This is a genomic window from Oryzihumus leptocrescens (assembly GCF_006716205.1).
Lineage (GTDB): Bacteria > Actinomycetota > Actinomycetes > Actinomycetales > Dermatophilaceae > Oryzihumus > Oryzihumus leptocrescens.
In genome coordinates this window covers 621,561-645,979 of the sequence record NZ_VFOQ01000001.1, presented here as the reverse complement: position 1 = coordinate 645,979, position 24,419 = coordinate 621,561, and the positions used below count along the sequence as shown (strand labels likewise).

General features: G+C 73.1%; 25 protein-coding genes. 19 read left to right on the top strand and 6 right to left on the bottom strand.

The window, feature by feature from the left end; genetic code table 11:
* Positions 1-37: 37 nt before the first annotated feature.
* The 5 genes from FB474_RS03150 (at position 38) to FB474_RS03130 (ending at position 5,687) form a co-directional block, all read left to right on the top strand.
* Positions 38-1,174, top strand: a complete 1,137-nt coding sequence (locus tag FB474_RS03150; RefSeq protein ID WP_246092017.1) for an ABC transporter substrate-binding protein — start codon at positions 38-40, stop codon at positions 1,172-1,174.
* Between the two features lie 49 nt (positions 1,175-1,223).
* A complete protein-coding gene (locus tag FB474_RS03145) occupies positions 1,224-2,051 on the top strand; it encodes an ABC transporter permease (protein ID WP_141789771.1) in 828 nt (275 codons plus the stop codon).
* Positions 2,048-2,899: an ABC transporter permease gene (locus FB474_RS03140; RefSeq protein WP_141787332.1), complete on the top strand. Its 852-nt coding sequence runs from the start codon at positions 2,048-2,050 to the stop codon at positions 2,897-2,899. Before FB474_RS03145 ends, FB474_RS03140 begins: the two co-directional genes overlap by 4 nt.
* Positions 2,899-3,975, top strand: a complete 1,077-nt coding sequence (locus tag FB474_RS03135) for an ABC transporter ATP-binding protein (protein ID WP_141787331.1) — start codon at positions 2,899-2,901, stop codon at positions 3,973-3,975. Before FB474_RS03140 ends, FB474_RS03135 begins: the two co-directional genes overlap by 1 nt.
* Positions 3,976-4,091: 116 nt before the next feature.
* The gene (locus FB474_RS03130; RefSeq protein WP_141787330.1) at positions 4,092-5,687 is read left to right on the top strand and encodes an alpha/beta hydrolase; all 1,596 of its coding nucleotides are present in this window, start codon (positions 4,092-4,094) and stop codon (positions 5,685-5,687) included.
* Between the two features lie 79 nt (positions 5,688-5,766).
* On the opposite strand, the gene FB474_RS03125 is transcribed toward FB474_RS03130, so the two are convergent.
* Both FB474_RS03125 and FB474_RS03120 read right to left on the bottom strand, forming a co-directional pair.
* Positions 5,767-7,026, bottom strand: a complete 1,260-nt coding sequence (locus FB474_RS03125; RefSeq protein WP_246092016.1) for a YncE family protein — start codon at positions 7,024-7,026, stop codon at positions 5,767-5,769.
* Between the two features lie 53 nt (positions 7,027-7,079).
* Positions 7,080-7,928 carry a polysaccharide deacetylase family protein gene (locus FB474_RS03120; RefSeq protein WP_246092015.1) on the bottom strand — a complete coding sequence of 283 codons (849 nt, stop codon included), beginning with the start codon at positions 7,926-7,928 and terminating at the stop codon, positions 7,080-7,082.
* Between the two features lie 103 nt (positions 7,929-8,031).
* Here FB474_RS03120 and FB474_RS03115 point away from each other — a divergent pair, with 103 nt between their 5' ends.
* Together FB474_RS03115 and FB474_RS03110 are read left to right on the top strand one after the other, a co-directional pair.
* The gene (locus FB474_RS03115; protein WP_141787327.1) at positions 8,032-8,874 is read left to right on the top strand and encodes a purine-nucleoside phosphorylase; all 843 of its coding nucleotides are present in this window, start codon (positions 8,032-8,034) and stop codon (positions 8,872-8,874) included.
* A 13-nt stretch (positions 8,875-8,887) separates the two neighbouring features.
* Positions 8,888-10,624: a phospho-sugar mutase gene (locus tag FB474_RS03110; protein WP_141787326.1), complete on the top strand. Its 1,737-nt coding sequence runs from the start codon at positions 8,888-8,890 to the stop codon at positions 10,622-10,624.
* A gap of 78 nt (positions 10,625-10,702) precedes the next feature.
* Here FB474_RS03110 and FB474_RS03105 read toward each other — a convergent pair whose 3' ends face one another.
* Positions 10,703-11,035 (bottom strand): TfoX/Sxy family protein, encoded by a 333-nt coding sequence (locus FB474_RS03105; RefSeq protein WP_141787325.1) that lies wholly within the window; start codon positions 11,033-11,035, stop codon positions 10,703-10,705.
* Positions 11,036-11,182: 147 nt separating this feature from the next.
* On the bottom strand, positions 11,183-11,833 hold the full coding sequence (locus tag FB474_RS03100) for a PH domain-containing protein (protein WP_141787324.1): 651 nt from the start codon (positions 11,831-11,833) through the stop codon (positions 11,183-11,185).
* Positions 11,834-11,922: 89 nt separating this feature from the next.
* Between FB474_RS03100 and deoC the strand changes: the two genes are divergently transcribed.
* The 3 genes from deoC to FB474_RS03085 are packed head-to-tail and all read left to right on the top strand — an operon-like array spanning position 11,923 to position 15,306.
* The gene (gene deoC, locus FB474_RS03095; protein ID WP_141787323.1) at positions 11,923-12,909 is read left to right on the top strand and encodes a deoxyribose-phosphate aldolase; all 987 of its coding nucleotides are present in this window, start codon (positions 11,923-11,925) and stop codon (positions 12,907-12,909) included.
* Positions 12,910-12,928: 19 nt separating this feature from the next.
* A complete protein-coding gene (locus FB474_RS03090; protein ID WP_141787322.1) occupies positions 12,929-14,377 on the top strand; it encodes an aldehyde dehydrogenase family protein in 1,449 nt (482 codons plus the stop codon).
* Entirely contained in the window at positions 14,374-15,306 is a 933-nt protein-coding gene (locus tag FB474_RS03085) for an aldehyde dehydrogenase family protein (protein WP_141787321.1), read from the top strand. The genes FB474_RS03090 and FB474_RS03085 overlap by 4 nt, the downstream gene beginning before the upstream one ends.
* A 76-nt stretch (positions 15,307-15,382) precedes the next feature.
* On the opposite strand, the gene FB474_RS03080 is transcribed toward FB474_RS03085, so the two are convergent.
* Positions 15,383-15,724 carry a hypothetical protein gene (locus FB474_RS03080; protein WP_141787320.1) on the bottom strand — a complete coding sequence of 114 codons (342 nt, stop codon included), beginning with the start codon at positions 15,722-15,724 and terminating at the stop codon, positions 15,383-15,385.
* Positions 15,725-15,843: 119 nt separating this feature from the next.
* Between FB474_RS03080 and FB474_RS03075 the strand changes: the two genes are divergently transcribed.
* The 8 genes from FB474_RS03075 (at position 15,844) to FB474_RS03040 (ending at position 23,515) form a co-directional block, all read left to right on the top strand.
* Entirely contained in the window at positions 15,844-16,518 is a 675-nt protein-coding gene (locus tag FB474_RS03075; RefSeq protein WP_246092014.1) for a uridine kinase family protein, read from the top strand.
* Between the two features lie 103 nt (positions 16,519-16,621).
* Positions 16,622-17,365 (top strand): hypothetical protein, encoded by a 744-nt coding sequence (locus tag FB474_RS03070; protein ID WP_141787319.1) that lies wholly within the window; start codon positions 16,622-16,624, stop codon positions 17,363-17,365.
* An 80-nt stretch (positions 17,366-17,445) separates the two neighbouring features.
* Positions 17,446-18,588 (top strand): DUF7847 domain-containing protein, encoded by a 1,143-nt coding sequence (locus tag FB474_RS03065; RefSeq protein WP_141787318.1) that lies wholly within the window; start codon positions 17,446-17,448, stop codon positions 18,586-18,588.
* 10 nt (positions 18,589-18,598) lie between these two features.
* Entirely contained in the window at positions 18,599-19,255 is a 657-nt protein-coding gene (locus FB474_RS03060) for a DUF4129 domain-containing protein (protein ID WP_141787317.1), read from the top strand.
* Positions 19,252-20,451, top strand: a complete 1,200-nt coding sequence (locus FB474_RS03055; RefSeq protein WP_141787316.1) for a DUF4350 domain-containing protein — start codon at positions 19,252-19,254, stop codon at positions 20,449-20,451. Before FB474_RS03060 ends, FB474_RS03055 begins: the two co-directional genes overlap by 4 nt.
* Positions 20,448-21,425: an AAA family ATPase gene (locus tag FB474_RS03050; protein WP_141787315.1), complete on the top strand. Its 978-nt coding sequence runs from the start codon at positions 20,448-20,450 to the stop codon at positions 21,423-21,425. Before FB474_RS03055 ends, FB474_RS03050 begins: the two co-directional genes overlap by 4 nt.
* Positions 21,426-21,480: 55 nt before the next feature.
* Positions 21,481-22,773, top strand: coding sequence for a DUF58 domain-containing protein (locus tag FB474_RS03045; protein ID WP_141787314.1), 1,293 nt, complete (start codon positions 21,481-21,483; stop codon positions 22,771-22,773).
* A 118-nt stretch (positions 22,774-22,891) separates the two neighbouring features.
* Complete coding sequence (locus FB474_RS03040; RefSeq protein ID WP_221632418.1) at positions 22,892-23,515, top strand: hypothetical protein; 624 nt, start codon at positions 22,892-22,894, stop codon at positions 23,513-23,515.
* 106 nt (positions 23,516-23,621) lie between these two features.
* On the opposite strand, the gene FB474_RS03035 is transcribed toward FB474_RS03040, so the two are convergent.
* Positions 23,622-23,918, bottom strand: coding sequence for a helix-turn-helix transcriptional regulator (locus FB474_RS03035; RefSeq protein WP_141787313.1), 297 nt, complete (start codon positions 23,916-23,918; stop codon positions 23,622-23,624).
* Between the two features lie 126 nt (positions 23,919-24,044).
* Between FB474_RS03035 and FB474_RS03030 the strand changes: the two genes are divergently transcribed.
* A complete protein-coding gene (locus tag FB474_RS03030) occupies positions 24,045-24,362 on the top strand; it encodes an antibiotic biosynthesis monooxygenase (RefSeq protein WP_141787312.1) in 318 nt (105 codons plus the stop codon).
* The last annotated feature ends 57 nt before the right edge of the window (positions 24,363-24,419 follow it).

The following is a 24,419-nucleotide window of genomic DNA, read 5'->3' as shown; positions in this document are numbered from 1 at the left end:
CCGCGCCGACCGGCTGATGTCACCCCAGGAGGCTGACGTGAAGACCTTTGCCCGCCCCGCCGGAGTCGCGTTGGTGGCCGCCCTCGCGGCCGTCGGTATCGCGGCCTGCTCACCGCCCGCGAAGTCCAGCAGCTCCTCCGCCTCCGGCGACAAGGCCGCCTCGGCCACGTCGGCGCAGGCCCTCGGGGGCATGGACGCCCTCGTCGCCGCCGCCAAGAAGGAGGGGACGCTCAACGTCATCGCGCTGCCGCCGGACTGGGCCAACTACGGCGAGATCATCAAGGCGTTCACCGCCAAGTACGGCATCAAGGTCGACAGCGCCCAGCCCGACGCCTCCAGCGCCGACGAGATCACCGCCGCCAAGAACCTCAGCGGCCAGTCCAAGGCTCCCGACGTGTTCGACCTCAGCGCGGCCGTCGCCAGCGCCAACACCGCGATGTTCGCGCCGTACAAGGTGACCACGTTCGGCCAGGTGCCGGACAAGCTCAAGGACGCCAACGGGACCTGGGTCAACGACTACGGCGGCTACATGAGCATCGGCTACGACGCGGGCAAGGTCCCCGCCCCCGCGTCGGTGACCGACCTGCTCAAGCCGGCCTACAAGGGCAAGGTCGCGCTCAACGGTGACCCGACCAAGGCCGGTGCGGCGTTCAGCGGCGTCGTCATGGCCGCCCTCGGCAACGGCGGCAGCGCCGACGACATCAGCAAGGGCGTCGACTTCTTCAAGCAGCTCAAGAACGCCGGCAACTTCCTGCCGGTCGACCCGACGCCGGCGACGATCGAGTCCGGGCAGACGCCGGTCGTCATCGACTGGGACTACCTCAACGTCGCCCAGGGCGCCAAGCTCAAGGGCAAGCTCGACTGGAAGACCGTCGTCCCGGCCAACGCGGTCGTCGGCGGCTACTACGTGCAGGCGATCAACAAGGACGCCCCGCACCCGGCGGCGGCCCGGCTGTGGCAGGAGTTCCTCTACTCCGACCAGGGCCAGAACCTCTGGCTCAAGGGTGGCGCCCGTCCGGTCCGTGAGGACGCCATGACCAAGGCCGGCACCATCGACGCCGCCGCCCACTCCGCACTGCCCCCGACGCAGGGCACCCCGGTGTTCCTGACCCCGGAGCAGGAGACGAAGGCCAAGAACTACCTGGCCGCCAACTGGGCCAACGCCGTTGGCTGATCGACGACGCCCGGGGGCGCTCACCGGCGGAATGCCGGTGGGCGCCCTCATGGGCGTGCTCCCGTTCTTCGCCTACACCACGATCTTCCTGCTCATCCCCACGCTGGTCGTCGCCATCGGGGCCTTCCTGGGCGCGGACAACACCTTCACCACCAGCAACGTCCGGGCCCTGTCCCAGCCGGCGATCGTCTCCTCGCTGGAGCACTCGGTCATCCTCTCCGCGGTGACGTCGGTCGTCGGCGCGGTGGTCGGCGGGCTCCTCGCGTATGCCGTGACCACCGCCCGCGAGGGCGGGACCCTGCGCCGGCTGGTCACCTCCCTGTGCGGGGTGCTGGCCCAGTTCGGCGGCGTGACCCTGGCCTTCGCCTTCATCGCCACCGTGGGCCTGCAGGGCTTCCTCACCCTGCGGCTGCAGTCGATCGGCATCGACCTGGGCAACAGCACCTGGCTGTTCGAGTGGAACAAGGGCCTGATGCTCGTCTACACGTACTTCCAGATCCCGCTCATGCTCATCGTCTTCCTGCCCGCCGTGGAGGGCCTGCGCCCGCAGTGGCGCGAGGCCGCCGAGACCCTGGGCGGAAGCGCCTGGGACTACTGGCGCCGCGTCGGCGGGCCGATCCTGGCACCGTCCTTCATCGGGGCGACCCTGCTGCTGTTCACCAACGCCTTCAGCGCCTACGCCACCGCTGCCGCGCTGGTCTCGCAGGGCTCGCCGATCCTGCCGCTCAACATCGCCGGCACCTTCAGTTCCGAGGTCATCCTCGGCCAGGAGAACATCGGCAAGGCGATGGCGCTGGCCATGGTCGCGGTGGTCGCGGTGGTCATGACGCTCTACGCGCTGCTCGAGCGGCGCACGTCGAAGTGGCTGGGCCGATGAGCCTGCAGGCGGCGCGACGCCGCAAGCAGGCGATCCTCCGCTGGGTCGTCGTGGGGCTGGTGCTCACCTTCTTCGCCCTGCCGCTGTTCGGCATGCTGGAGTTCACCACCCGCGGCGCCGGCGGCTCGGGCCGCAGCCTGGACACCTGGGCCAAGCTGGTCGACTTCGGCACGATCGACGCCAACTACCCCGACCTCAAGGAGGGCCTGATCGCCTCCGCCGGGCTGGCGGTGCTCACCGTGGTGATCATGCTGGTGCTGCTCGTGCCGACCATGACGTGGGTGCGGCTGCGGCTGCCGGGGCTGCGCCGCACGGTGGAGTTCATCTGCCTGCTGCCGCTGACCATCCCGGCCATCGTGCTGGTCGTCGGCCTGACCCCGGTCTACGCGTGGGTGACCTACCTGCTCAGCGAGGACACGATCTGGCTGTGCTTCGCCTACGTCGTGCTGGTGCTGCCCTACGCCTACCGCGCGCTGGACGCCGGGCTCGGGGCCATCGACGTCAAGACCCTCTCGGAGGCCGGGCGCTCGCTCGGGGCGTCGTGGTTCAGGATCATGATCCGCATCATCCTGCCGAACCTGCGCACCGCGGTACTGTCCGCGTCGTTCCTGGCCGTGGCCCTGGTGCTGGGCGAGTTCACCATCGCCAACCTCTACAGCCGGGTGAACCTGCAGGTCGCGATCTTCCGCCTGGGCAAGAGCGACGCCCAGGTCTCGGTCGCGGTGGCCCTGGCCGCCCTGGCGTTCGCCTTCGCCGTGCTGTTCGCCCTGTCCTTCGTGGGCGTCACGCGCCGCGAGGCCCGGTCCCCCTTCACCCGTCGCGGCCGCCGCCGCGCCAAGGAGAGCTGATGTCCACGACCACCTCGACGACCTCCGCCGCACCCGCCGTCAAGGGCGTCGGGGTCCGGCTCACCGAGCTGCGGCGGTTCTACGGCAGCATCCACGCCCTCGACGGGCTCACCCTGGAGATCGCGCCGGGCGAGCTGGTCGCGCTGCTCGGTCCCTCGGGCTGCGGCAAGACCACCGCCCTGCGCGTCCTCGCCGGGCTGGAGGACGCCGACTCCGGCCGGGTCGAGGTCGGCGGGCGGGACCTGACCCGGGTGCCGACCAACAAGCGCGACATGGGCATGGTCTTCCAGGCCTACAGCCTGTTCCCGCACATGACGGCTCGGCAGAACGTCGAGTTCGGCCTGCAGATGCGGGGCCGCTCCTCGGCGCAGCGGCGCGAGCGGGCCGCGCAGATGCTGGACCTGGTCGGGCTCTCCGAGCAGGCCGACCGCTACGCCCACCAGATGTCCGGCGGCCAGCAGCAGCGCGTGGCCCTGGCCCGTGCCCTGGCGATCGAGCCGCAGGTGCTGTTGCTCGACGAGCCCCTGTCCGCCCTCGACGCCAAGGTCCGCGTCCAGCTGCGCGACGAGATCCGCCGCATCCAGCTCGAGGTCGGCACCACCACGCTGTTCGTCACCCACGACCAGGAGGAGGCGCTCGCCGTCGCCGACCGGGTCGGGGTCATGCGGGCCGGCAACCTCGAGCAGCTCGCCGCGCCGCAGGAGCTCTACTCCCGCCCGGCGACGGCGTTCGTCGCGGACTTCGTCGGGCTGACCAACCGGGTGCCGGCGACCGTCGCCGACGGCCACGCGCGGGTGCTCGGCGCCAGCGTGCCGCTGCTGCCCGGCTCGGCCGGGTCGGGCCCCGCCACCGTGCTGCTCCGCCCGGAGAGCCTCACCGTCGCCGCCGACCCGCAGGGCAGCGCGACCGTGCTGACCTCCAGCTTCCTGGGTTCGTGGGGCCGGGTGACCGCGCGCACCGACGACGGGCTGGAGCTCATGTGCCAGGTCGACAACGACGCCGTCGCCCGCTTCTCCCCCGGCGACCGGGTCACGCTCACCCCCCGGCAGACCCCGTCCCTGGCCGTCGCCGACTGAGACCCCACCGGAGGGCGTCGTAGCCGCTGTCGTCCCTTCTGCGGAGCCACCCGGCCACCGCCCGGCGTAGACCTGCACGAGGCGCTCGACGCACGGTCGCCGGAGGGGAGAACGTCATGAAGCGACTCACCATCGTGGTCACCGCCGCGGTGGCCGCGGGGACCCTGGCCGCGACGCCGGTCGGGCTGGCGGCGGCGTCGCCGGGGACCCGGACCACCACCGCCGCGGCGGCCACGTCGGTGGCCTGGGGGAGCTGCTCTGACCCGACGCTGCAACAAGCCCATGCGCAGTGCGGCACGGTGACGGTGCCGATGGACTACGCCAACCCCGGCGGCGCGACGGTCAAGCTCGCGATCTCGCGGGTGCTGCACACCGTGCCCGACAGCCAGTACCAGGGCGTCATGCTGGTCAACCCCGGCGGCCCGGGCGGCTCCGGCCTCATCTACTCGATCCTCGGCGGCTTCGTGCCCGGCGACGCGGGCAAGGCCTACGACTGGATCGGCTTCGACCCCCGCGGCGTCGGCTCCAGCCAGCCTGCCCTCTCTTGCGACCCCAACTACACCGCGGGGCCGCGCCCGCCGTACGACCCGGTGCACGGGTCGGTCAATGCCTGGCTGGCCAAGGCCGCGGCCTATGCCCAGGCCTGCGGTCGCGCGGGCGGCGCGCTGCTCGAGCACCTGACCACGGTCGACTCGGCCAGGGACATGGACAGCATCCGCACGGCCCTCGGCGCCAGCAAGCTCAACTTCTACGGCTTCAGCTACGGCACCTACCTCGGGCAGGTCTACGCCACGCTCTACCCCGACAAGGTGCGCCGCTTCGTGCTCGACTCCAACGTCGACCCGCGCGGGGTCTGGTACCAGGACAACCTCGACCAGGACTACGCCTTCGAGGTCGTGCTGACGAAGTTCTTCGGCTGGATCGCGAAGTACGACTCCACCTACCACCTCGGCACCACCGAGCACGCGGTCGAGCAGCAGTGGTACGACGCCAAGGACAAGCTCGAGGCCGCCCCGGCCGGCGGGGTCGTCGGCGCGGCCGAGTGGACCGACATCTTCACCGGCGCCGGCTACGTGCAGTTCCTGTGGCCCGACCTGGCCTCGCTGTTCAGCAACTGGGTGCACACCCCGGACAGCAAGTCCCTGGTCGACGCCTACAACGGCTCGGCCTCCGTGGGCGACGACAACGGCTACGCGATGTACCTCGGCGTGCAGTGCGTCGACGCACCGTGGCCGCAGAAGTGGTCGACCTGGAAGCGCGACAACACCCGGGTGGCGAAGGACGCGCCGTTCCTGACCTGGAGCAACGCCTGGTTCAACGAGCCGTGCCGGGTCTGGCCGGCCGCCGCCCACGACCCGGTGCACGTCGATGGGCGTGACGCGCCGCCGATCCTGCTCGTCGACGAGACGCTCGACGCGGCAACGCCGTACCCGGGCAGCCTCGAGGTGCGCCGACGCTTCCCGGAGGCGTCGCTGATCGCCCTGCCCGGCGGGACCAACCACGCCTTCTCGCTGTCGGGCAACACCTGCCTGGACAGCAAGATCGCGGCCTACCTGGCCGACGGGACGCTGCCGCAGCGCAGGTCCGGCTCGCGGGCCGACGCCACCTGCGCCCCGCTGCCCCAGCCGGTCCCGTCGTCGGCCTCGGCGTCGACCTCGACCGGCGGCGCGACCCGGTCCCCGATGCGGGCTCGGCTCGCCGTCCTGCGCTGACGCGAAAAGGGAGGGACCCCGGTATGCCGCCCACGCGGCATCCCGGGGTCCCTCACCGTGCGCGGGCCCCGCGCAGGGGTCAGCGCATGTTGCCGGTGTGGCCCAGGGAGAAGCGCCCCGGCTGGGGCCAGACGGCCAGGCCGTGCGGGCCGGCGTCGACCGGGATCCGGCGCAGGACCTTGCCGGTGCGGGTGTCGAACACGTAGACCACGCCGTGGTAGCGCCCGGACAGCCACAGCTTGGTGCCGTCGGCGCTGACCCCGCCCATGTCCGGGGACCCGCCGCCGGGGATGGTCCACGTGGCGACGATCTTGAGCGTCGCGGCGTCGAGCACCGAGACCGAGCCGGCATCGCGGTTGCTGACGTAGAGCCGGGTGGCGTCGCGCGAGGGGTAGATGCCGTGCGTGCCCGTCTGGAGCGGGATGAAGCGCTGGATCTTCAGCGTCCTGGCGTCGATGACCCACACGCCGTTGCGGAGCATGTCGGCGGCGAGGAACCGGGTGCCGTCGGGGGTCAGCCGCACGTCCTGCGGCATCGCCGAGGCGCCCGGTCGCAGGTTGCTCTTCGGGCCGCCCATGCTGTGCGCGTGCTCCGGCGAGGTGGCACCGGGCGTCTTCACCGCGTTGAGGTCGATGACCTGGCGCAGCCTGGTGGCGTCCTTGTCGATGACGAGGAGCTTGCCGCTGAACTCACAGCTCGCGACGAAGTAGGACAGGTCGGCGGAGTAGTCGGCGTGGTTGACGCCGTAGCAGGGCACCGGGAGCGACCGGATGAGCTTCATCGTGTGCGGGTCGCGCACGTCGATGCGGCGCAGCCGCTCGGCCATGACGAGGGCGTACTTGCCGTCGGGGGTGAAGTAGAGGTTGTACGGGTCCTCGACGGGGACCGGGCGGCCGGCCTGACCGGTGCGCGGGTCGATCGGGATGAGGTCGTTGCCCAGGTCGTCGTTGACCCACAAGGTCTTCAGGTCCCAGCTGGGCACGACGTGCTGCGGCTCGCGCCCGGTCGGGAAGCGCCCGATGACCTTGTAGGTCGAGGGGTCGATGACCTGCACCGTGTTGGACACGGTGTTCGGCACGTAGACCAGCGGCTTCGCGCTCGCCGCCGCACCGGTCAGGGCGCCGGCCCCGGTGTGCGCGTAGACCGCGTCGGCGACCGACGACGTCGACGAGGACGGGGTCGCCGAGGGCGTCGCGCTGGCGCTCGACGGGGCGGACGTCGCCCGGGTCGTGGCTGCGCTGGAGCCCCCACCGGTGCCGGCGCAGCCCGAAAGGAGCACGGCAACGGAGACGGCGAGCGCGGCCGCGGTGCGGTGGCCGGGGCGGTGCGGGGTCAGCACTGAGCGTCCCTTTCGAGGGTTGGGCGAGGGATTCGACGACATCGTGGCAGAGGTCAGGCGCCGTCGCGGAGCAGACGGGACAACGTGACCGGTTCGAGCCCCTTGGCCTTGAGCCCGTCGAGGATCGCCGGCAGCGCGGTGAGCGTGCCCTGGTGGCCGAAGTGCAGGCTGACGATCGAGCCGGGCTGCACCGCCGCGAGCGTGCGCGAGCGCACGAGCGCGGCGCCAGGGTCGCGGAAGTCCTCCGGGTCGACGTCGTAGGAGACGCACCGGTGGTATCCCGCTGCCTGGGCTGCCGCCCGGATCGTCGCCGTGCTGTGCAGCGTGCCGGAGGGACGGAACCACCAGCCGGCCGTGCCCGTGGCCGCGCGCAGCGCCTCTGCACCCCGCACCGCCTCGGTGCGGGCCTGCTCCGGCGTCAGCTGCTTCATCTGCTGGTGGCTCCAGGTGTGGTTGCCGAGCTCGTGGCCGCCGGCCAGGACCTCGGCGGCCATGTGCGGCTCGGCCTGCAGCCACTGTCCGACGGCGAAGACGGTGACGTGGGCCTGGTGGGTCTTGAGCACCTGCAGCAGCCGGCGCGCGATGGCCGGGTCGCCGGCGCCGTGGAAGGTCAGCGCGACCTCCTGCCGGCTGCGCGGTCCGTGGACGATGTCGGGTCCGCTGGTGCGGGCAATGGCCGGTTGCGGAGCCGGGCCACTCGTCGCACTGGTCGAGGCCGTCGGGGACGGGCCGGCCGGCCGCGCCGTCGAGGTCGACGGGGACGCCGAGGCCGTCGGTCCGGCCGAGCGGTCCTGGCGCGCCGGGGCGCAGGCTGCGGCCCCCAGCACCGCCGCGAAGGACACCAGGGCGGTGCGGCGGCCCGGGCCGGTCGGGGTCTGGCTCGGCTGCTCGTCGTCAGTCACGGCGGCAGTGTCGCAGCCCAACCTCAGAGCAGCCTGCGCGCGGGCCCCAAAAGCCTGACAGGGGCCGAGGTCGGGCCGCTTCCCGCTGGGTAGGCTGCCGCCCGTGACTGAGACCACACCCCGCGCCCTCGACCTGTCCGACCCCGCCACCGACCCCTTCGAGGTGGCCCGGGCTGCTGCGGCGGTCATCGCCGAGCGGACCGGTGTGGCGCAGCACGACGTGGCGCTGGTGCTCGGCTCGGGCTGGGGCCAGACCGGTGACCTCATCGGCGAGACGCTGGCGACCATCGACAACGCCGACGTGCCGGGCTTCGCCAAGGCCGCGGTGGCCGGCCACTCCGGCGTCATGCGCTCGGTCGCCATCGGTGACACCGGCCGCCGGGCCCTGGTCTACGGCACCCGCACCCACTTCTACGAGGGCAAGGGCGTGCGCTCGGTCGTGCACGCGGTGCGCACCGCCGCCGCGGCCGGCTGCCGCACGATCGTCCTGACCAACGGCTGTGGCGGGCTCAACCCCGCCTGGCGCCCCGGCACCCCGGTCCTCATCCGCGACCACATCAACCTGACCGCGCACTCCCCCATCGAGGGCGCGAACTTCGTCGACCTGACCGACCTGTACTCCCCGCGCCTGCGAGACCTGGCCCGCGAGGTCGACGCCGACCTCGACGAGGGCGTCTACGTGCAGTTCCGCGGCCCGCACTACGAGACCCCGGCCGAGGTGCAGATGGCCAAGGTCATCGGCGGTGACCTCGTCGGCATGTCCACGAGCCTGGAGGCCATTGCCGCCCGTCAGGCCGGTCTGGAGGTGCTCGGCATCTCCCTGGTCACCAACCTCGCCGCCGGCATCTCCGACCAGCCGCTGGACCACGCCGAGGTGCTCGAGGCCGGCAAGGCCGCCGCCGAGCGCTGCGGCCGCCTCCTCGCCGCCGTGGTCGCGAAGATCTGAAGGGGGACCCGAGATGACGTATCTCGCGCGGCACGGCCGCGGGGACGACACCCCGGCCACCCCGGGGAGCGAGGTCGCCGAGCTCGTCGAGGCCGCCACCGCGTGGCGTGACGACGACCCCGACACGACGACCCGCACCGAGCTCGACGGCGTCCTGGCCGCGGTGCGAGACGGCGACACCGCCGCGGCCGCCGACCTGGCCGACCGGTTCGCCGGGATGCTGGAGTTCGGCACCGCCGGGCTGCGCGGCGCGCTCGGCGCCGGGCCCAACCGGATGAACCGCAGCGTGGTGATCCGCGCAGCTGCCGGCCTCACGGCATACCTGCAGCAGCGCGAGGAGAGCCCGCTGGTCGTGGTGGGCTTCGACGCGCGGCACAACTCCGACGTGTTCGCGGCCGACACCGCGGCCGTGGTGACCGCGGCCGGCGGGCGGGCGATGGTGCTGCCGCGGCCGCTGCCGACCCCGGTGCTCGCGTTCGCGGTGCGCCACCTCGGCGCCGCGGCCGGTGTCATGGTCACCGCCAGCCACAACCCGCCGCAGGACAACGGCTACAAGGTCTACCTCGGTGACGGCAGCCAGATCGTGCCGCCGGCCGACGCCGACATCGCCACCCAGATCGCCCGGGTCGACACGGTGGCCTCGGTGCCGCGCGCGGACTCCGGCTGGACCACGCTCGGGGACGAGGTGCTCGAGGCCTACCTCGACGCGACCGCCGCCGTCGTCGCCGCGGACAGCCCGCGCGACGTGGACGTCGTCCACACCGCCCTGCACGGGGTGGGCAGCGACGTGGTGCTCGCCGCGTTCGAGCGGGCCGGCTTCCGCGCACCGCACGTCGTCGGCAGCCAGGCGGCGCCGGACCCGGCGTTCCCGACCGTCTCCTTCCCCAACCCGGAGGAGCCCGGCGCGATCGACGCCGCCCTCGAGCTGGCCCGCCGGGTGCGCCCGGACGTGGTGCTGGCCAACGACCCGGACGCCGACCGGTGCGCCGTCGCCGTGCCCGACCCGGCCGCGGTGACCGACGAGAACCCCACGGGCTGGCGGATGCTGCGCGGCGACGAGGTGGGGGCCCTGCTCGGCGCCCACGTGCTCGAGCGCGGGGTCGGTGCCGAGGCGGTGTTCGCCAACTCGATCGTGTCCTCGCGGCTGCTCGCGGCCATGGCCCATGCGGCCGGGCTGCGGCACGAGGAGACGCTCACCGGGTTCAAGTGGATCTCCCGGGTGCCGGGGCTGCGCTACGGCTACGAGGAGGCCCTCGGCTACTGCGTCGACCCGGAGACCGTGCGCGACAAGGACGGGGTCAGCGCCGCGCTGATGGTGGCCGAGATGGCCGCGATGCTCAAGGCCCAGGGCCGCTCCCTGCTCGACGTGCTGGACGACCTGGCGGTCGCGCACGGCGTGCACGCGACCGACTCGTTCTCGGTGCGGGTGGCTGACCTGTCGCTCATCGGCACCGTGATGCAGCGGCTGCGCGAGGCACCGCCGACCGAGGTCGCCGGGGTCGCGGTCGAGCGGGCCGACGACCTGGCGGCCGGCTCGGAGCAGCTGCCGCCGACCGACGGGCTGCGCTACTACCTGGCCGACGGCAGCCGGGTGATCGTCCGACCCAGCGGGACCGAGCCCAAGCTCAAGGTCTACCTCGAGGCGGTCGTGCCGGTGGACGGCCCCGACGGGCTGGGAGAGGCGCGGGCCGAGGCCGGGCGACGCCTGGCGTCGGTCCGGGCCGCGATGGAGCAGCACACCTCCGTCTGACCCCACCTTGCGCAAGTCAGGGCTGCGGGAGGGGCCGGTATCGGCCCTCCCGGCAGCCCTGACTTGCGCAAGGCGCCGCTACTTCGGCGGCAGGGAGCGCGCGTAGGCCAGGCCACGCTGGACCCAGTGCCGCAGCTGGTCGTCCGTGTCGACCGCCTCCAGGTCCACCCGGAGCCAGCCGTCCATCGCGCGCCCGCGCATCACCATCCGGTGGACCACCCGGTCGTCGACGAGCGCCTCGGTGTCGGCGGGGTCCACGCGAACCATCAGGCCACCCTGCCCGCTCGCCGAGACGGCCAGGTTGCCGCCGGCCAGGAACCCGAGGCCGCCGAACATGCGCTTCTCGCGGATGCCCGGCTCGTCCTGCACGGCTTCGCGGATCCGGTTGGCGAGGTCCTCGTCATAGGCCATGTCCGTCAGTGTCGCGCGGCCCGCCGACAGCGCGCAGGCACACACGGGAAGACCCGCCGAGCTGGACGTTGCTGCCCCTTCAGGCGATCTGAAGGGGCAGCAACGTCCAGCTCGACGGAGGAGGTGAGGGCCCGGGAGGGCCCGGGCTCAGAGGACGGCGAAGACGAGCACGCCGAGCGCCGGCACCGCGAGGACGGCCAGCACGAGCGGCACCCACCGCACCGTCACGCGCGGCTCCGCCGGCGGGGTGATCTCGCCGCGGGCGACGGCCGCGGCATACGCCGCCTTGGTGTCCTCGATGATGTCGGCGACCGAACGCGAGGTCACCTTGCGCCCGCCGGGCTCGGGGGCACCGGCGGTGTCCTCCTTGCTGATGCGCTGCAGCGTCGAGGAGGCACCGAAGCCGGCTCCCAACAGACCGCCGGTCGCGCCCTTGGGGCGCTCGATCTGCGACGAGACCGCCCAGCCGGTGTAACCGCGCTCGCCGGTGAAGACCCGCACGTTCCACCGCGCCTCGACGTCGGTGAGCAGCTGCCACGGCACGTGCACGTCCCGCACGACGTTGCGCAGCGTCACCCCGTCGCTGTCCACGACCACCGCCGGGCGCAGGAACATCGCCCACGAGCCGGCGATGCCCAGCAGCAGGATGCTCAGGAACAAGGGCGAGGCGTCGGTGCTCCAGGACAGGAGCATCGATCCGATGAGCACCGCGGCGGCGGCGATGAACAGCAGCGCGACCAGCTGGGACGAACGCTGGCGGTAGGTCCGGCTGGTGGTGGCGGTGGCGGGAGGGGTCATGACCTCGGGTTCTTCGGCTGTGGCGTCGCACGCGGCGGGCGCCGTTCGGGGCGTCTAGAGCCACGAGCATAGGCCGATAGACTCGCCGGGTGAGTTCTTCCCCCGCAGCCGAGAGAGCAGCTGACCTGCTTGGTGTCGGCACCCTGACCAACGCCGCGCTGACGACGTGGCTCCACGGCCTCCCCGGCGTCGACCAGGTCGGCGCCGAGGCGCGCGCCGCCGGCCTCGGCACCCGGTCGATCAAGACCACCGCCAAGGCGTGGGCGATCGACACCGCCATCGGCATGATCGACCTGACCACGCTCGAGGGCGCGGACACCGAGGGCAAGGTGCGCTCGCTGTGCGCCAAGGCCAAGAACCCTGACCCCTCGGACCAGTCGACGCCGCGCGTCGCCGCCGTCTGCGTCTACAACGACCTGGTCCCCGTGGCCGTGGATGCGTTGCAGGGCACCGGGATCCACGTCGCCGCCGTCGCCACCGCCTTCCCCTCCGGGCGCGCGTCGATGGAGGTCAAGCTGGCCGACACGCGCGACGCCATCAAGAACGGCGCCGACGAGATCGACATGGTCATCGACCGTGGCGCGTTCCTCTCCGGCCGCTACCTGCAGGTGTTCGAGGAGATCGCGGCGATCAAGGCGGTCTGCGACGAAAACAGGGCGAACGGGTCCGACGTCCATTTGAAGGTCATCATGGAGACCGGCGAGCTGGTCACCTACGACAACGTCCGTCGCGCGTCGTGGCTGTCGATGCTGGCCGGTGGCGACTTCATCAAGACCTCGACCGGCAAGGTCTCCCCCGCGGCGACCCTGCCCGTCACCATGATCATGCTCGAGGCCGTCCGCGACTGGCGCGAGCTCACCGGCAAGATGGTCGGCGTCAAGCCGGCCGGCGGGATCAAGACCACCAAGGACGCGATGAAGTACCTCGTCATGGTCAACGAGATCGCCGGCGAGGACTGGATCGACCCGGACTGGTTCCGTTTCGGCGCCTCGAGCCTGCTCAACGACCTCCTCCTGCAGCGCCAGAAGCTGGCCACCGGCCACTACTCCGGCGCCGACTACGTCACGATCGACTGAAATCCGCGAGGCGATAACTGTGTCCAAGTTTGAGTACGCGCCCGCACCTGAGTCGCGGGCGATCGTCAACATCAAGCCCTCCTACGGGCTGTTCATCGGCGGTGAGTTCGTCGAGTCCGAGGGCGGTTCCGCCTTCAAGACCATCAGCCCCGCCACCGAGGAGGTCCTCGCCGAGGTCACCGAGGCCAGCGAGGCCGACGTCGACCGCGCGGTCCGCGCGGCCCGCCGCGCCTACGACGGCGCCTGGGGCCGCCTCTCCGGCGCCGAGCGCGGCAAGTACCTCTTCCGTATCGCGCGCATCCTGCAGGAGCGCGCCCGCGAGTTCGCGGTCCTGGAGAGCATCGACAACGGCAAGCCGATCAAGGAGTCGCGCGACGTCGACGTCCCGCTCGCCGCGGCGCACTTCTTCTACCACGCCGGCTGGGCCGACAAGCTGGACTACGCCGGCCTCGGGGACAACCCGCGCGCCATCGGCGTCGTCGGCCAGGTCATCCCGTGGAACTTCCCGCTGCTGATGCTGGCGTGGAAGATCGCCCCGGCCCTGGCCGCCGGCAACACGGTGGTGCTCAAGCCGGCCGAGACCACGCCGCTGACCGCGCTGCTGTTCGCCGAGGTCTGCCAGCAGGCCGACCTGCCGGCGGGCGTCGTCAACATCCTCACCGGCGCCGGCGACACCGGCCGCGCCGTGATCGAGCACCCGGGTGTCGACAAGGTCGCGTTCACCGGCTCCACCGACGTGGGCAAGGCCATCGCGCGCTCCATCGCCGGCACCCGCAAGCGGGCCACGCTGGAGCTCGGCGGCAAGGCGGCGAACATCATCTTCGACGACGCCGCGATCGACCAGGCCGTCGAGGGCATCGTCAACGGCATCTTCTTCAACCAGGGCCACGTCTGCTGCGCGGGCTCGCGCCTGCTGGTCCAGGAGTCCGTGGCCGAGGAGGTCGTCAGCCGCCTCAAGCGCCGCCTGAAGACCCTGCGCGTCGGCGACCCGCTGGACAAGAACACCGACGTGGGCGCGATCAACTCCGCCGCCCAGCTGGCCCGCATCCGCGAGCTGTCCGACATCGGCGAGGCCGAGGGCGCGCAGCGCTGGACCGCCCCGTGCGACCTGCCCGAGCGCGGCTTCTGGTTCGCCCCCACGGTGTTCACCGGCGTCTCGCAGACCCATCGCATCGCCCAGGAGGAGGTCTTCGGCCCGGTCCTGTCGGTGCTGACCTTCCGCACCCCGCAGGAGGCGGTGGCCAAGGCCAACAACACGCCCTACGGCCTGTCCGCCGGCGTGTGGACCGAGAAGGGCTCGCGCATCCTCTGGATGGCCGACCAGCTGCGCGCCGGCGTGGTCTGGGCCAACACCTTCAACCGCTTCGACCCGACCTCGCCCTTCGGTGGCTACAAGGAGTCCGGCTACGGCCGCGAGGGTGGCCGCCACGGCCTCGAGGCCTACGTCACGACAGGAGCCGCCAAGTGAGCCCCGCCGCAACCCGGAAGAAGGCGACCACCGAGGCCGCCGAGCCGCGGGTCGAGATCCGCAAGACCTACAAGCTCTACGTCGGCGGCGCGTTCCCCCGCAGCGAGTCCGGTCGCACCTACGAGGTGACCGACAGCCGCGGCCGGTTCCTGGCCAACGCGGCCATGGGCTCGCGCAAGGACGCCCGTGACGCCGTCGTCGCCGCGCGGGGCGCGTTCGCCAAGTGGGCCGGCGCCACGGCATACAACCGCGGGCAGGTGCTCTACCGCGTCGCGGAGCTGATGGAGGGCCGGCGCGCCCAGTTCGTCGCCGAGGTCGCGGCGGCCGAGGGCGTCACGGCCGCCAAGGCCGAGACGCTGGTGTCGCAGGCGATCGACCGGTGGGTCTGGTACGCCGGGTGGCCGGACAAGCTGGCCCAGGTCCTGGGCGGCCTGAACCCGGTGGCGGGACCGTACTTCGACATCTCGGCGCCCGAGCCGACCGGTGTCGTCGCCGCCCTGGCGCCGCAGAAGTCCTCGCTGCTCGGCCTGGTGTCGGTGCTCGCGCCGATCGTGGTCAGCGGCAACACCGCCGTCGTCCTCGCCAGCGAGGACCGGCCGCTGCCGGCGATCACCCTCTCCGAGGTGCTGGCCACCTCCGACGTGCCCGGCGGTGTGATCAACCTGGTCACCGGCCGGACCGCCGAGGTGGCCCCGTGGCTGGCCTCGCACATGGACGTCAACGCGATCGACCTGGCCGGCGCGGCCGGCGCCGAGGGCCTCGCGTGGGGCGACCTGGAGCTGGCCGCCACCGACAACCTCAAGCGGGTCTTGCGCCCGGCCGGCACCGGTGAGTCCGCGGTCGAGCCGGACTGGACGGTCACGCCGGACCTGTCGCGGATGCGGGCCTACCTCGAGACCAAGACGGTCTGGCACCCCAAGGGCGTCTGAGCACCCCCGAACCCCTGACCCGAGGGACCTCGCGCACGGCGCGGGGTCCCTCGGTGCGTGCCGTTCCGGTCCGCGATCACCAGCGCAGGCCGGCCGCGCTCAGCTCCGCCTCGGTGGCCAGCCGCTCGGCCTGCCCGAACGGGTCCCGCTCCGGGGCGGGCACCCCGAGGGCGCTGCAGGCGTCGCGCAGCGCGTGGTCGTAGGCCCAGCTGACCGCGAGCAGCCGGTGGTAGAGCGCGGGCACGGGCGGGTTGGTCAGCAGCCACTCCCGCTCGAGGTCGAGCCGGTGCAGGTCGGAGCAGATCCGCTGCAGCGGCGGCGCCGTCGGCTGCGGAGGCACGCGCGACACCCCCAGTGCGTGCCCCATCGCCACGACGGCACGCACCGTCGCCGCAGTGGCCCGGTGCAGGCTGCCCATGCCTCCAGCATGCGCCGCGGTATGCCGGCCGCGCCAGCGCTCGCGACCCATCCGTGACCTCCGTCCCCCTCACGTTCGAGGTGAAGCGGAGGTGGCGCGACGGCATACACTCTGGGTCCGTGCCAGCTGATCCCGCCCCGGTGTCCGTGCACGACTCCCCCGCCGCCCCGGCGAGCGCGCCGGCCCCGGCGGCCCGCCGCAGGGTGGTCGTCCTGGCCGGGCCGAGCGGGTCGGGCAAGTCCCGGCTCGCACGACGGCTCACCGAGCGGCACGGCTGGCCCGTCGTCCGCCTCGACGACTTCTACCGCGACGGGGACGACCCGCGGCTGCCGGTGCTCGAGATGGGCATCGTCGACTGGGACCACCCCGACTCCTGGCACGCCGACCGGGCGGTGGCCGCGCTCACCGAGCTGGTGACGCACGGGCGGGTGCGGGTGCCGCAGTACGACATCAGCGCCTCCCGCGCGACCGGTCACGCGACCGTCCACGCCGGGCCGGACGAGGTCATCCTGGCCGAGGGCATCTTCGCCGCGGAGATCGTGCCGGCCCTGGCCGCGCAGGGCCTGCTGCTGGAGGCGTTCTGCGTGCGGCACAACCGCTGGCTGACGTTCTGGCGCCGCCTCCTGCGCGACCTGTCCGAGCGGCGCAAGCCGCCGCTGGTGCTGTGGCGCCGCGGCCTGCTGCTGTGCCGCCAGGAGCCCGGGGTCGTGGCCCGTCAGGAGTCCCTGGGCGCCCGCGCCTGCTCGCCCGCGCGCGCCGAGCGCGTGCTCGCCGGGCACGCGGTCGGCAGCTGATCCCCGGCCTCACGGGCGCCCACAGGGAACTGATAGATTCCGCCCGATCCGGGCAATTCGTGACGGATCGCACATTCCGTCTCGATCTTCCGGGGGTCTCTCCATGCCCATGTCCTTGCGCCGTGTCCCGGCCCTTCCCGCCCTCGCCCTCGCGGGCGTCCTCGCCCTGACTGCCTGCGGCCCGGCCGCGTCCGGCTCGGCCAAGGGCAGCACCACGACGAAGGCCGCGAGCAAGCCGGCCGCCGACGTCCTCTACAACAAGGCCCGCGAGAGCGCCCTGGCCGCGACCAGCGTGCACCTCAAGGGCGACATGACCTCCGACGGCGAGCACCTGCTGCTCGACATCGCGGGCACCAAGGCCGGTGACGTGACCGGCAGCGTCGGCGCCGGCACCGAGGGCACCTTCGAGCTGCGCCGCGTGGGCGGCACCGTCTACCTGCGCTCCACCAAGGAGTACTGGACGAAGAACGCCGGCGCCGAGGCCGCGCAGATGATCGGTGACAAGTACTTCAAGCTGCCCGCCGACGCCGCCAAGGACATGAACGACCTGACGGTGACCTCGCTGCTCAAGAGCATGTTCGAGGACAAGGACATGCCGGCCTTCGCCAAGCTGACCACCAAGGTCGAGGCCGGCTCCGTCAACGGCCAGGACGCGTGGGTGCTCAGCGACCGCGTCGGCGGCGACGAGGCCAAGCTCTACATCTCCACGGACGACGCCCACCACCTGCTGCGCGTGGCCATGCCCACCGGCAAGGACAAGGGCACCATGGACTTCACCGAGTGGGACGCCGTCAAGCCGATCACCGAGCCCTCGGCCAGCCAGATCGCCAAGATCCCCGGTATGTGACGCGCTGACGCTACTGCCTGCGCCGTGACCCGCGATGGGCGATCATGGCGTGAGCCACGCACGGGGATACGGGGGTTGAGATGACGGAGCACGGCGGCTACCCGCCTCCGGGCCAGGCCTACCCGCCTCCGGGCCAGGCCTACCCACCTCCCGGCCAGGCCTACCCGCCTCCCGGCCAGGTCGCCCCTGGCCACCCCACCGCCACCGTGCCCGGTGCCGCGCCCGCGTTCGCGCCGGGCGCGGCGCCGGCCGTGGGCCACCCCGCGGCCCCGGCCTGGGCGATGCCGGTGCTGCACAAGCCGGGCATCGTCGCCCTCCGCCCCCTCGGCCTCGGCGACGTGATGGACGGGTCGGTCAAGGCGATCCGGCGCAACCCCGGGGCCACCCTGGGGCTGTCCGCGGTGGTCCTCCTGGCCTGCCTGGTCCCCTCGGCCGTCATCTCGGCCCTGCTGACGATGGTGTCGCTGCCCTCACCCGACGACACCTCGAGCATGGGCAGCCTCGGCACCCTGCCCGCCAGCCTGGTGGAGTCCCTCTTCACCTGGCTGGCCACCGGCGTGCTCACCGGTCTGCTGGCCCACGTGATCGGCGAGGCCGTCCTCGGCCGGCGGACCACGATGGGGCGCACCTGGTCGAGCACCCGGCGCCGGCTGCTGCCGGTCCTGGGCGCGCATCTGCTGGTGGACCTGGCGGTCGTGGTGCCGATCCTGCTCGTCGTCGGTGCCGGCATCCTGCTGTCCTTCAACGGCCATGCCGCGGCAGGTCTGCTCGTCGGGGTCCTCGGCGGGCTCCCCTGCCTGGCCGGCGCGATCTGGCTGAGCACCCGCACCGCCCTGGCTGCACCGGCGATCGTGCTCGAGGGCATAGGGGTCCGGCCGGCGCTGCGGCGCTCCTTCGCCCTGACCCGGGGCGTCTTCTGGCGCACCTTCGGCATCATCCTGCTCGTGTCGGTCATCGCCGCGATCGCCGGGTCGATGCTCTCGGTCCCCTTCTCGCTGGTGGGTTTCGTCGGCATGGCGGCCACCGGCGACAACCCGCAGAGCGGCCTGGTGATGGTGGTGATCGCCTCCCACCTGGGCAAGATCGTGTCCGGTGCCCTGACCACCCCGTTCGTCGCGGGGGTGGTCGGCCTGCTCTACATCGACCGCCGGATCCGGCTCGAGGGCCTGGACGTCACGCTGATCCGCGCCGCCGCCGCCGACTCCACGGGCCGCCGGGGCTGAGACGCGAGCCATGAGCCGACCGGTCCTGTTGCCGCGCGCCCTCGAGCCCTCGCCCGGGCAGGCCCGCGACTGGCTGCGCGAGGAGCTGGCCCGGCCGGCGTACCACCACCAGGCATCCCTGGTGCAGCGGCTCGCGGACTGGCTGCAGGAGCAGTGGCACCGGCTGCTCGACCAGAGCCAGGCCGCCGCCGGGTGGTCGCCCCTGGTCACCGCGGTCGTGGCCGCCGCCGTCGTCGCGCTGCTGGCGTTCGTCCTGCCCCGGGTCCGGCGGGAGCGCCGCCTCCCCGGCCGCGGTGCGGCCGTGCTGACCGACCCCCGGACCACCGCCGCCATGTATCGCGCGCGGGTCGCCGCCGCGCTGGCCGAGGGCCGCTTCGACGACGCCCTGGCCGACGCCTACCGCGCGCTGACCCGCGAGGCGGCCGACCGGACCCTGCTGGAGGACACCCCCGGCAGCACCGCCCACGAGGTGGCGCTGGCCCTGGCGCCCCGGTTCCCCGACGAGGTCGACGCCCTGCGCCGGGCCGCGGACCTGTTCGACGCGGTGCGCTACGGCGAGCGCCACCTCGGCCGGGCCGACGCCGAGGAGGTCGTGGGGCTCGACGCACGGCTGACCCGCACGCGGCCGGTGCTGACCTCTGCCGATCCCGCGGTGGCGACGCCGTGACCACCCTCGAGGCAGAAACCATCACCGGCACCGGCACCGTGTCCCGCGGCTGGGTGGCGCGCCTGCGGCGGCACCGCGCCGCGGCCGGCATCGGGCTGTTGGTGGTCCTGGCTGCAGTCGTGCTGACCGTGCTCACCGGCACCTCCGCGGAGAACACCACTCCCCTCGACCCCGACAACGCCGGCCCGGGCGGCGCCCGAGCGCTGGCCGAGGTCCTGCAGCAGCACGGGGTGCGGGTCGACGTGGTCCGCTCCGAGGCCGACCTGCTGGACACCGGGGTCGACGCCGGCACCACGGTCCTGGTCACCAGCACCGCGAGCCTGTCGCGCACCACGGCGGCACACCTCGGCCGCCACGCCCGGGGGGCGTCGTCGATCGTGCTGCTCAACCCAGGCCAGGACGTCACCGAGGGGCTGGGCCTGCCGGTCGACGTCCGTGCCGGCCCGGTCTGGGACGCGGTCCCCGCCGGCTGCGACGAGCCCTCCCTGGGTCGCGGCCTGGAGATCTCCGGCGGGGACCGGGTCTACCTGCCCCGGCACTACTTCCCGCCCACCGTCAGCACCTGCTTCGCCGACCTCGGCGGCGGCGTCATGGCCTCGGTGGACGCGTCCGCATCACACCCCAGGGTCGTGCTGCTGGGCAGTCCCGAGGCGCTGGCCAACCGCAGCATCCTGCGCGCGGACAACGCCGCGATCGCGCTGCGGCTGACCGGTGGCACCGACCACGTGCTGTGGTACGTCGCCAGCGACCTCGACGTGCCGGTCACCGACCCCACCTCGCTCGACGCCCTGCTGCCTCGGTGGCTCGGGCCCGGCCTGGTGCTTGGCGCCAGCGCCGTGCTGGCCCTGATGCTGTGGCGCGGGCGGCGGCTCGGCCGCCTGGTCGTCGAGCCGCTGCCGGCGGTCGTCAGCGCGACGGAGACCACCCGCAGTCGCTCCCGCATGTACCGCAAGGCCGGGGACCGCACCCGGGCCGCGGCCGTGCTGCAGGCCGGCACCCGGAGCCGGCTCACGGCATACCTCGGGCTGCCGCGCGGCACCGACCCGGCCACGCTCGCCGCCGCGGTCGCGGCGGTGACCGGTCGGCGCGCCGACGAGGTGAGCGCCGCACTGACCCGGCCACCCGCCGACGACTCGTCCCTGATCGCCCTCGGCCAGCTGCTGGCCGCCCTGGAGAAAGAGGTCCGCCGACCATGACCGAGACCAGCACGGTGGCGTCGTCCACCCGAGCGCGTGAGGCCCTCATGGCCGTCCGGCACGAGGTCGCCAAGGCCGTCGTCGGCCAGGAGGCGGCCGTCTCGGGCGTGATCATCGCCCTGCTCGCGCGGGGGCACATCCTGCTCGAGGGCGTGCCCGGTGTAGCCAAGACCCTGCTCGTGCGGTCGCTGGCCGCCGCCCTGGACGTGCAGACCAAGCGGGTGCAGTTCACGCCCGACCTGATGCCCGGCGACATCACCGGGTCGCTGGTCTATGACGCCCACTCGGCCGAGTTCTCCTTCCGCGAGGGCCCGGTGTTCACCAACCTGCTGCTCGCCGACGAGATCAACCGCACGCCGCCCAAGACGCAGGCCTCGCTGCTGGAGGCGATGGAGGAGCGGCAGGTCTCCGTCGACGGGCTGCCCCGCCCGCTGCCGTCGCCGTTCCTGGTCGCCGCGACGCAGAACCCGGTGGAGTACGAAGGCACCTACCCGCTGCCCGAGGCCCAGCTCGACCGGTTCCTGCTCAAGGTGCAGCTGCCGCTGCCGCCCCGCGAGGACGAGGTCACCGTCCTGACCCGGCACGCCGAGGGCTTCGACCCGCGCGACCTCGCGGGAGCCGGCGTGCAGGCGGTCGCCGGGCCGCAGGACCTCGCCGCGGGCGCGGAGGCGGTGCGCCAGGTGACCGTGTCGCCGGAGGTGGCCGGCTACATCGTCGACATCGCCCGCGCGACGCGCCAGTCGCCGTCGCTGGCCCTGGGCGTCAGCCCGCGTGGCGCCACCGCCCTGATGACCACGAGCCGGGCCTGGGCCTGGCTCAACGGCCGCGACTTCGTCACCCCCGACGACGTCAAGGCCCTGGCCCAGGCCACGCTGGCGCACCGCCTGCAGCTGCGCCCCGAGGCCGAGCTCGAGGGGGTCAACGTGGCCTCCGTGCTCGCCAGCGCCCTGTCCGCCGTGCCCGTCCCCCGCTGACCATGCCCTCCTGCCGTATGCCGTGTGCCCGCCTCCCCCTCGGAGGTGGGCGGTCGTGGCGCTGACCGGTCGGGCCCCGCTGGCGATCCTGCTGGGGATCGTCCCGGTGCTGCTCTGGCCCACCGGGTCGACCGTGCTGACCTGGTGGGCCGTGGTCCTGCTCGCCGTCGGGCTCGACCTGGCGCTGGCGGTCAGCCCCGGCCGGCTGGTGCTCGAACGCCGCCCCAGCGGCCAGGTGCGCCTGGGCGAGGCCGGGGAGAGCACGCTGCTGCTGGCCAACCCGACCCGCCGGCGCCTGCGGGCGGTGGTCCGCGACGGGTGGCAGCCCTCGGCCGGGGCGGCGGGCGAACGGCATACCGTCTCGGTGCGGGCCGGTGAGCGCACCCGGGTGACGACCCGGCTGAGCCCCACCCGCCGCGGCGACCGGCGCGCCGACCGCGTGACCGTGCGCAGCCTCGGGCCGCTCGGGCTGGCCGGACGCCAGCGCTCGCTGGACGTGCCCGGGGTGATCCGGGCGCTGCCGCCGTTCACCTCCCGCAAGCACCTGCCCAGCCGGCTGGCGACGCTGCGTCAGCTCGACGGCCGCTCGGCGGTGCGGGTGCGCGGCCAGGGCACCGAGTTCGACTCGCTGCGCGACTACGTCGCCGGCGACGACGTGCGCAGCATCGACTGGCGGGCCACCGCCCGGCGCGGCGGGGTCGTCGTGCGGACCTGGCAGCCCGAGCGGGACCGGCGGGTCATCCTCGTGCTCGACACCTCCCGGACCTCGGCCGGCCGGGTCGACGACAGCCCGCGCCTGGACGCCTCGATGGACGCCGCGCTGCTGCTCGCCGCGCTGGCGTCCCGGGCCGGTGACCGGGTGGACCTGCTGGCCGGGGACCGGGTGGTCCGGGCCCGGGTGACCGGCGCGTCGCGCACCGAGCTGCTCGGTGACCTCGTCTCGGCCATGGCGCCCCTGGAGCCGGCGCTGCTGGAGGCCGACTGGTCGGCACTGGCCGGGGCGGTGGGCGGGCTGAGCCGCCGCCGCTCCCTGGTGGTGCTGCTGACCTCGCTGGAGCCGGCGGCGGTCGAGGAGAGCCTGCTGCCGACCCTGGCCACCCTCACCCGGCACCACCGGGTGGTGCTGGCCTCGGTCGCCGACCCCGAGCTCGCGCGCATGGGCCGCAGGCGCGACAGCGTCGAGACGGTCTACGACGCGGCCGCCGCGCAGCGCACGACCGCGCTGCGCGAGCGCACCGGCGAGGTGCTGGGCCGGCTCGGGGTGCACGTCCTGGACGCCCCGCCCGCGGACCTGCCGGTGGCCCTGACCGACCACTACCTGCTGCTGAAGTCGCGCGGCCTGCTCTGAGGCCGGTGGCGCCCCTCGGGCTACGTCACGGTGACTATTGACCCGGGCATGCTCGGGGAGAAGCGTGGCCCGGGACGGCAGCGCCGTCGGGACGCTGCCTCGAGCAGAGGAGCGCGTCGTGTACGCACGTACCAGCAGCATGCAGGCGGACCCGGCCCGGATCGACGAGGGCCTCACCGTCGTCCGCGACGAGGTCCTGCCTGCCGTGAGCGGCATCGACGGGTGCGTCGGGATGTCGGTCCTGGTGGACCGCGGGTCCGGCCGCTGCATCGCCACGACCGCGTGGCAGACCGAGGACGCCATGACGGCGTCGGCCGGGTCGGCCCGCCCACTGCGCAGCAGGGCCGAGCAGGTCCTCGGCGCAGGCCCCAGTGAGGTCGAGACCTGGGAGGTCGCGGTGGTCCACCGGGACCACCCCACGCCCAGCGGTGCCTGTGCCCGCGTCACCTGGCTGCGCGGTGACCCGGCCAGCGCGGACCGCGCCACCGACATCTTCAAGATGGTGGTCCTCCCCCGCGTCCAGGAGCTCTTCGGCTTCTGCAGCGCCAGCCTGCTCATCAACCGCCAGGCCGGGCGGGCCGTCGGGACGGTCACCTACGACAACGCGGAAGCCCTCGAGGCCAGCCGTGAGCAGATGGGGAGCATCCGGCAGCGGGCCGCCCAGGAGTCCGGGGCGACAGTCGACGACGTCGCCGAGATGGAGATCGCGCTCGCGCACCTGCACGTGCCCGAGATGGCCTGACCGGTCACGTCCTTCTGGACCGCTCTGCCGAGGAAGGGTGTGCCCTGCCGCGGCCGCAGCCGCGGCAGGGCACCACGAACCTCGGCAGAGCCGGGATGCCGGCGCGTCAGCCGTGGTCGCGGCTCCCGGCGTCGGTCTGGGCGAGGAGGGTGATCAGCTGGCCGACCGTCCGCTGCCGGAGCAGCGCCTCGGGCAGCGGCTGGTCGCCCTGGATCCGGTAGCGGTTGCGCCGGCCGTCCTTGTCCTTGAGCACGTAGCCCGCGTCCACCAGGTCGGTGACGATGCCGAAGGCGGCGCGCTCGGTGATGCCCAGCGTGGTGGCGATCTCGCGCAGGCGCACACCTGGGTCACGCGCGATGCACAGCAGCGCCTGGGCGTGGTTGGTCAGGAATCCCCAGGGCATGAGCCAGATCATACCTGAAACGATATTCATGGAAATCTATTGCTAGTTTTAGACATCGGACGTACTGTCAGGAGTGGAACCGGCGTGCGGGTTACGCAGGCCGCTTCATCACCAGGAAGGCACATCATGCGTTGCACACGCATCGCGCTCTACGACATCAAGTCCGGCTCCTTCGACGAGATCGCCGCCCAGGCCAGGACCGGGATGGTGCCGCTCTTCCAGAAGAGCGACGGCTTCGTGTCCTACGGGGTTGCCCAGGTCGACAAGGAGGCTTTCGTCTCGCTCAGCACGTGGGAGACCCACGCGCAGGCCGACGCAGCCGCGGCGAAGGCCGCTGACTGGGTCAAGGCCAACAGCCGGGACCGTTTCGCGCTCCGGAAGAACTACGTCGGCGACCTCGCCATCGACATCGGCTCTGCCAAGCCGGTCGCCCTCGCCCACTGATCCACCCGCTCACATCGAGTCCCGTCGCACACCGCGGCGGGACTTGTTGCAGGTCGC

What these genes read in the sequence shown, in the direction of transcription:
- FB474_RS03105 (WP_141787325.1), bottom strand. Translation starts at nt 11,035, where the DNA reads ATGGCCTATGACGAGGACCTCGCCAACCGGATCCGCGAAGCCGTGCAG.
- FB474_RS03080 (WP_141787320.1), bottom strand. Translation starts at nt 15,724, where the DNA reads ATGGGCAGCCTGCACCGGGCCACTGCGGCGACGGTGCGTGCCGTCGTG.
- FB474_RS03145 (WP_141789771.1), top strand. Translation starts at nt 1,224, where the DNA reads ATGGGCGTGCTCCCGTTCTTCGCCTACACCACGATCTTCCTGCTCATC.
- FB474_RS03060 (WP_141787317.1), top strand. Translation starts at nt 18,599, where the DNA reads ATGAGCCGACCGGTCCTGTTGCCGCGCGCCCTCGAGCCCTCGCCCGGG.
- FB474_RS03035 (WP_141787313.1), bottom strand. Translation starts at nt 23,918, where the DNA reads ATGCCCTGGGGATTCCTGACCAACCACGCCCAGGCGCTGCTGTGCATC.
- FB474_RS03100 (WP_141787324.1), bottom strand. Translation starts at nt 11,833, where the DNA reads ATGACCCCTCCCGCCACCGCCACCACCAGCCGGACCTACCGCCAGCGT.
- FB474_RS03110 (WP_141787326.1), top strand. Translation starts at nt 8,888, where the DNA reads ATGACGTATCTCGCGCGGCACGGCCGCGGGGACGACACCCCGGCCACC.
- FB474_RS03050 (WP_141787315.1), top strand. Translation starts at nt 20,448, where the DNA reads ATGACCGAGACCAGCACGGTGGCGTCGTCCACCCGAGCGCGTGAGGCC.
- FB474_RS03065 (WP_141787318.1), top strand. Translation starts at nt 17,446, where the DNA reads ATGACGGAGCACGGCGGCTACCCGCCTCCGGGCCAGGCCTACCCGCCT.
- FB474_RS03030 (WP_141787312.1), top strand. Translation starts at nt 24,045, where the DNA reads ATGCGTTGCACACGCATCGCGCTCTACGACATCAAGTCCGGCTCCTTC.
- FB474_RS03135 (WP_141787331.1), top strand. Translation starts at nt 2,899, where the DNA reads ATGTCCACGACCACCTCGACGACCTCCGCCGCACCCGCCGTCAAGGGC.
- FB474_RS03140 (WP_141787332.1), top strand. Translation starts at nt 2,048, where the DNA reads ATGAGCCTGCAGGCGGCGCGACGCCGCAAGCAGGCGATCCTCCGCTGG.
- FB474_RS03130 (WP_141787330.1), top strand. Translation starts at nt 4,092, where the DNA reads ATGAAGCGACTCACCATCGTGGTCACCGCCGCGGTGGCCGCGGGGACC.
- FB474_RS03070 (WP_141787319.1), top strand. Translation starts at nt 16,622, where the DNA reads ATGCCCATGTCCTTGCGCCGTGTCCCGGCCCTTCCCGCCCTCGCCCTC.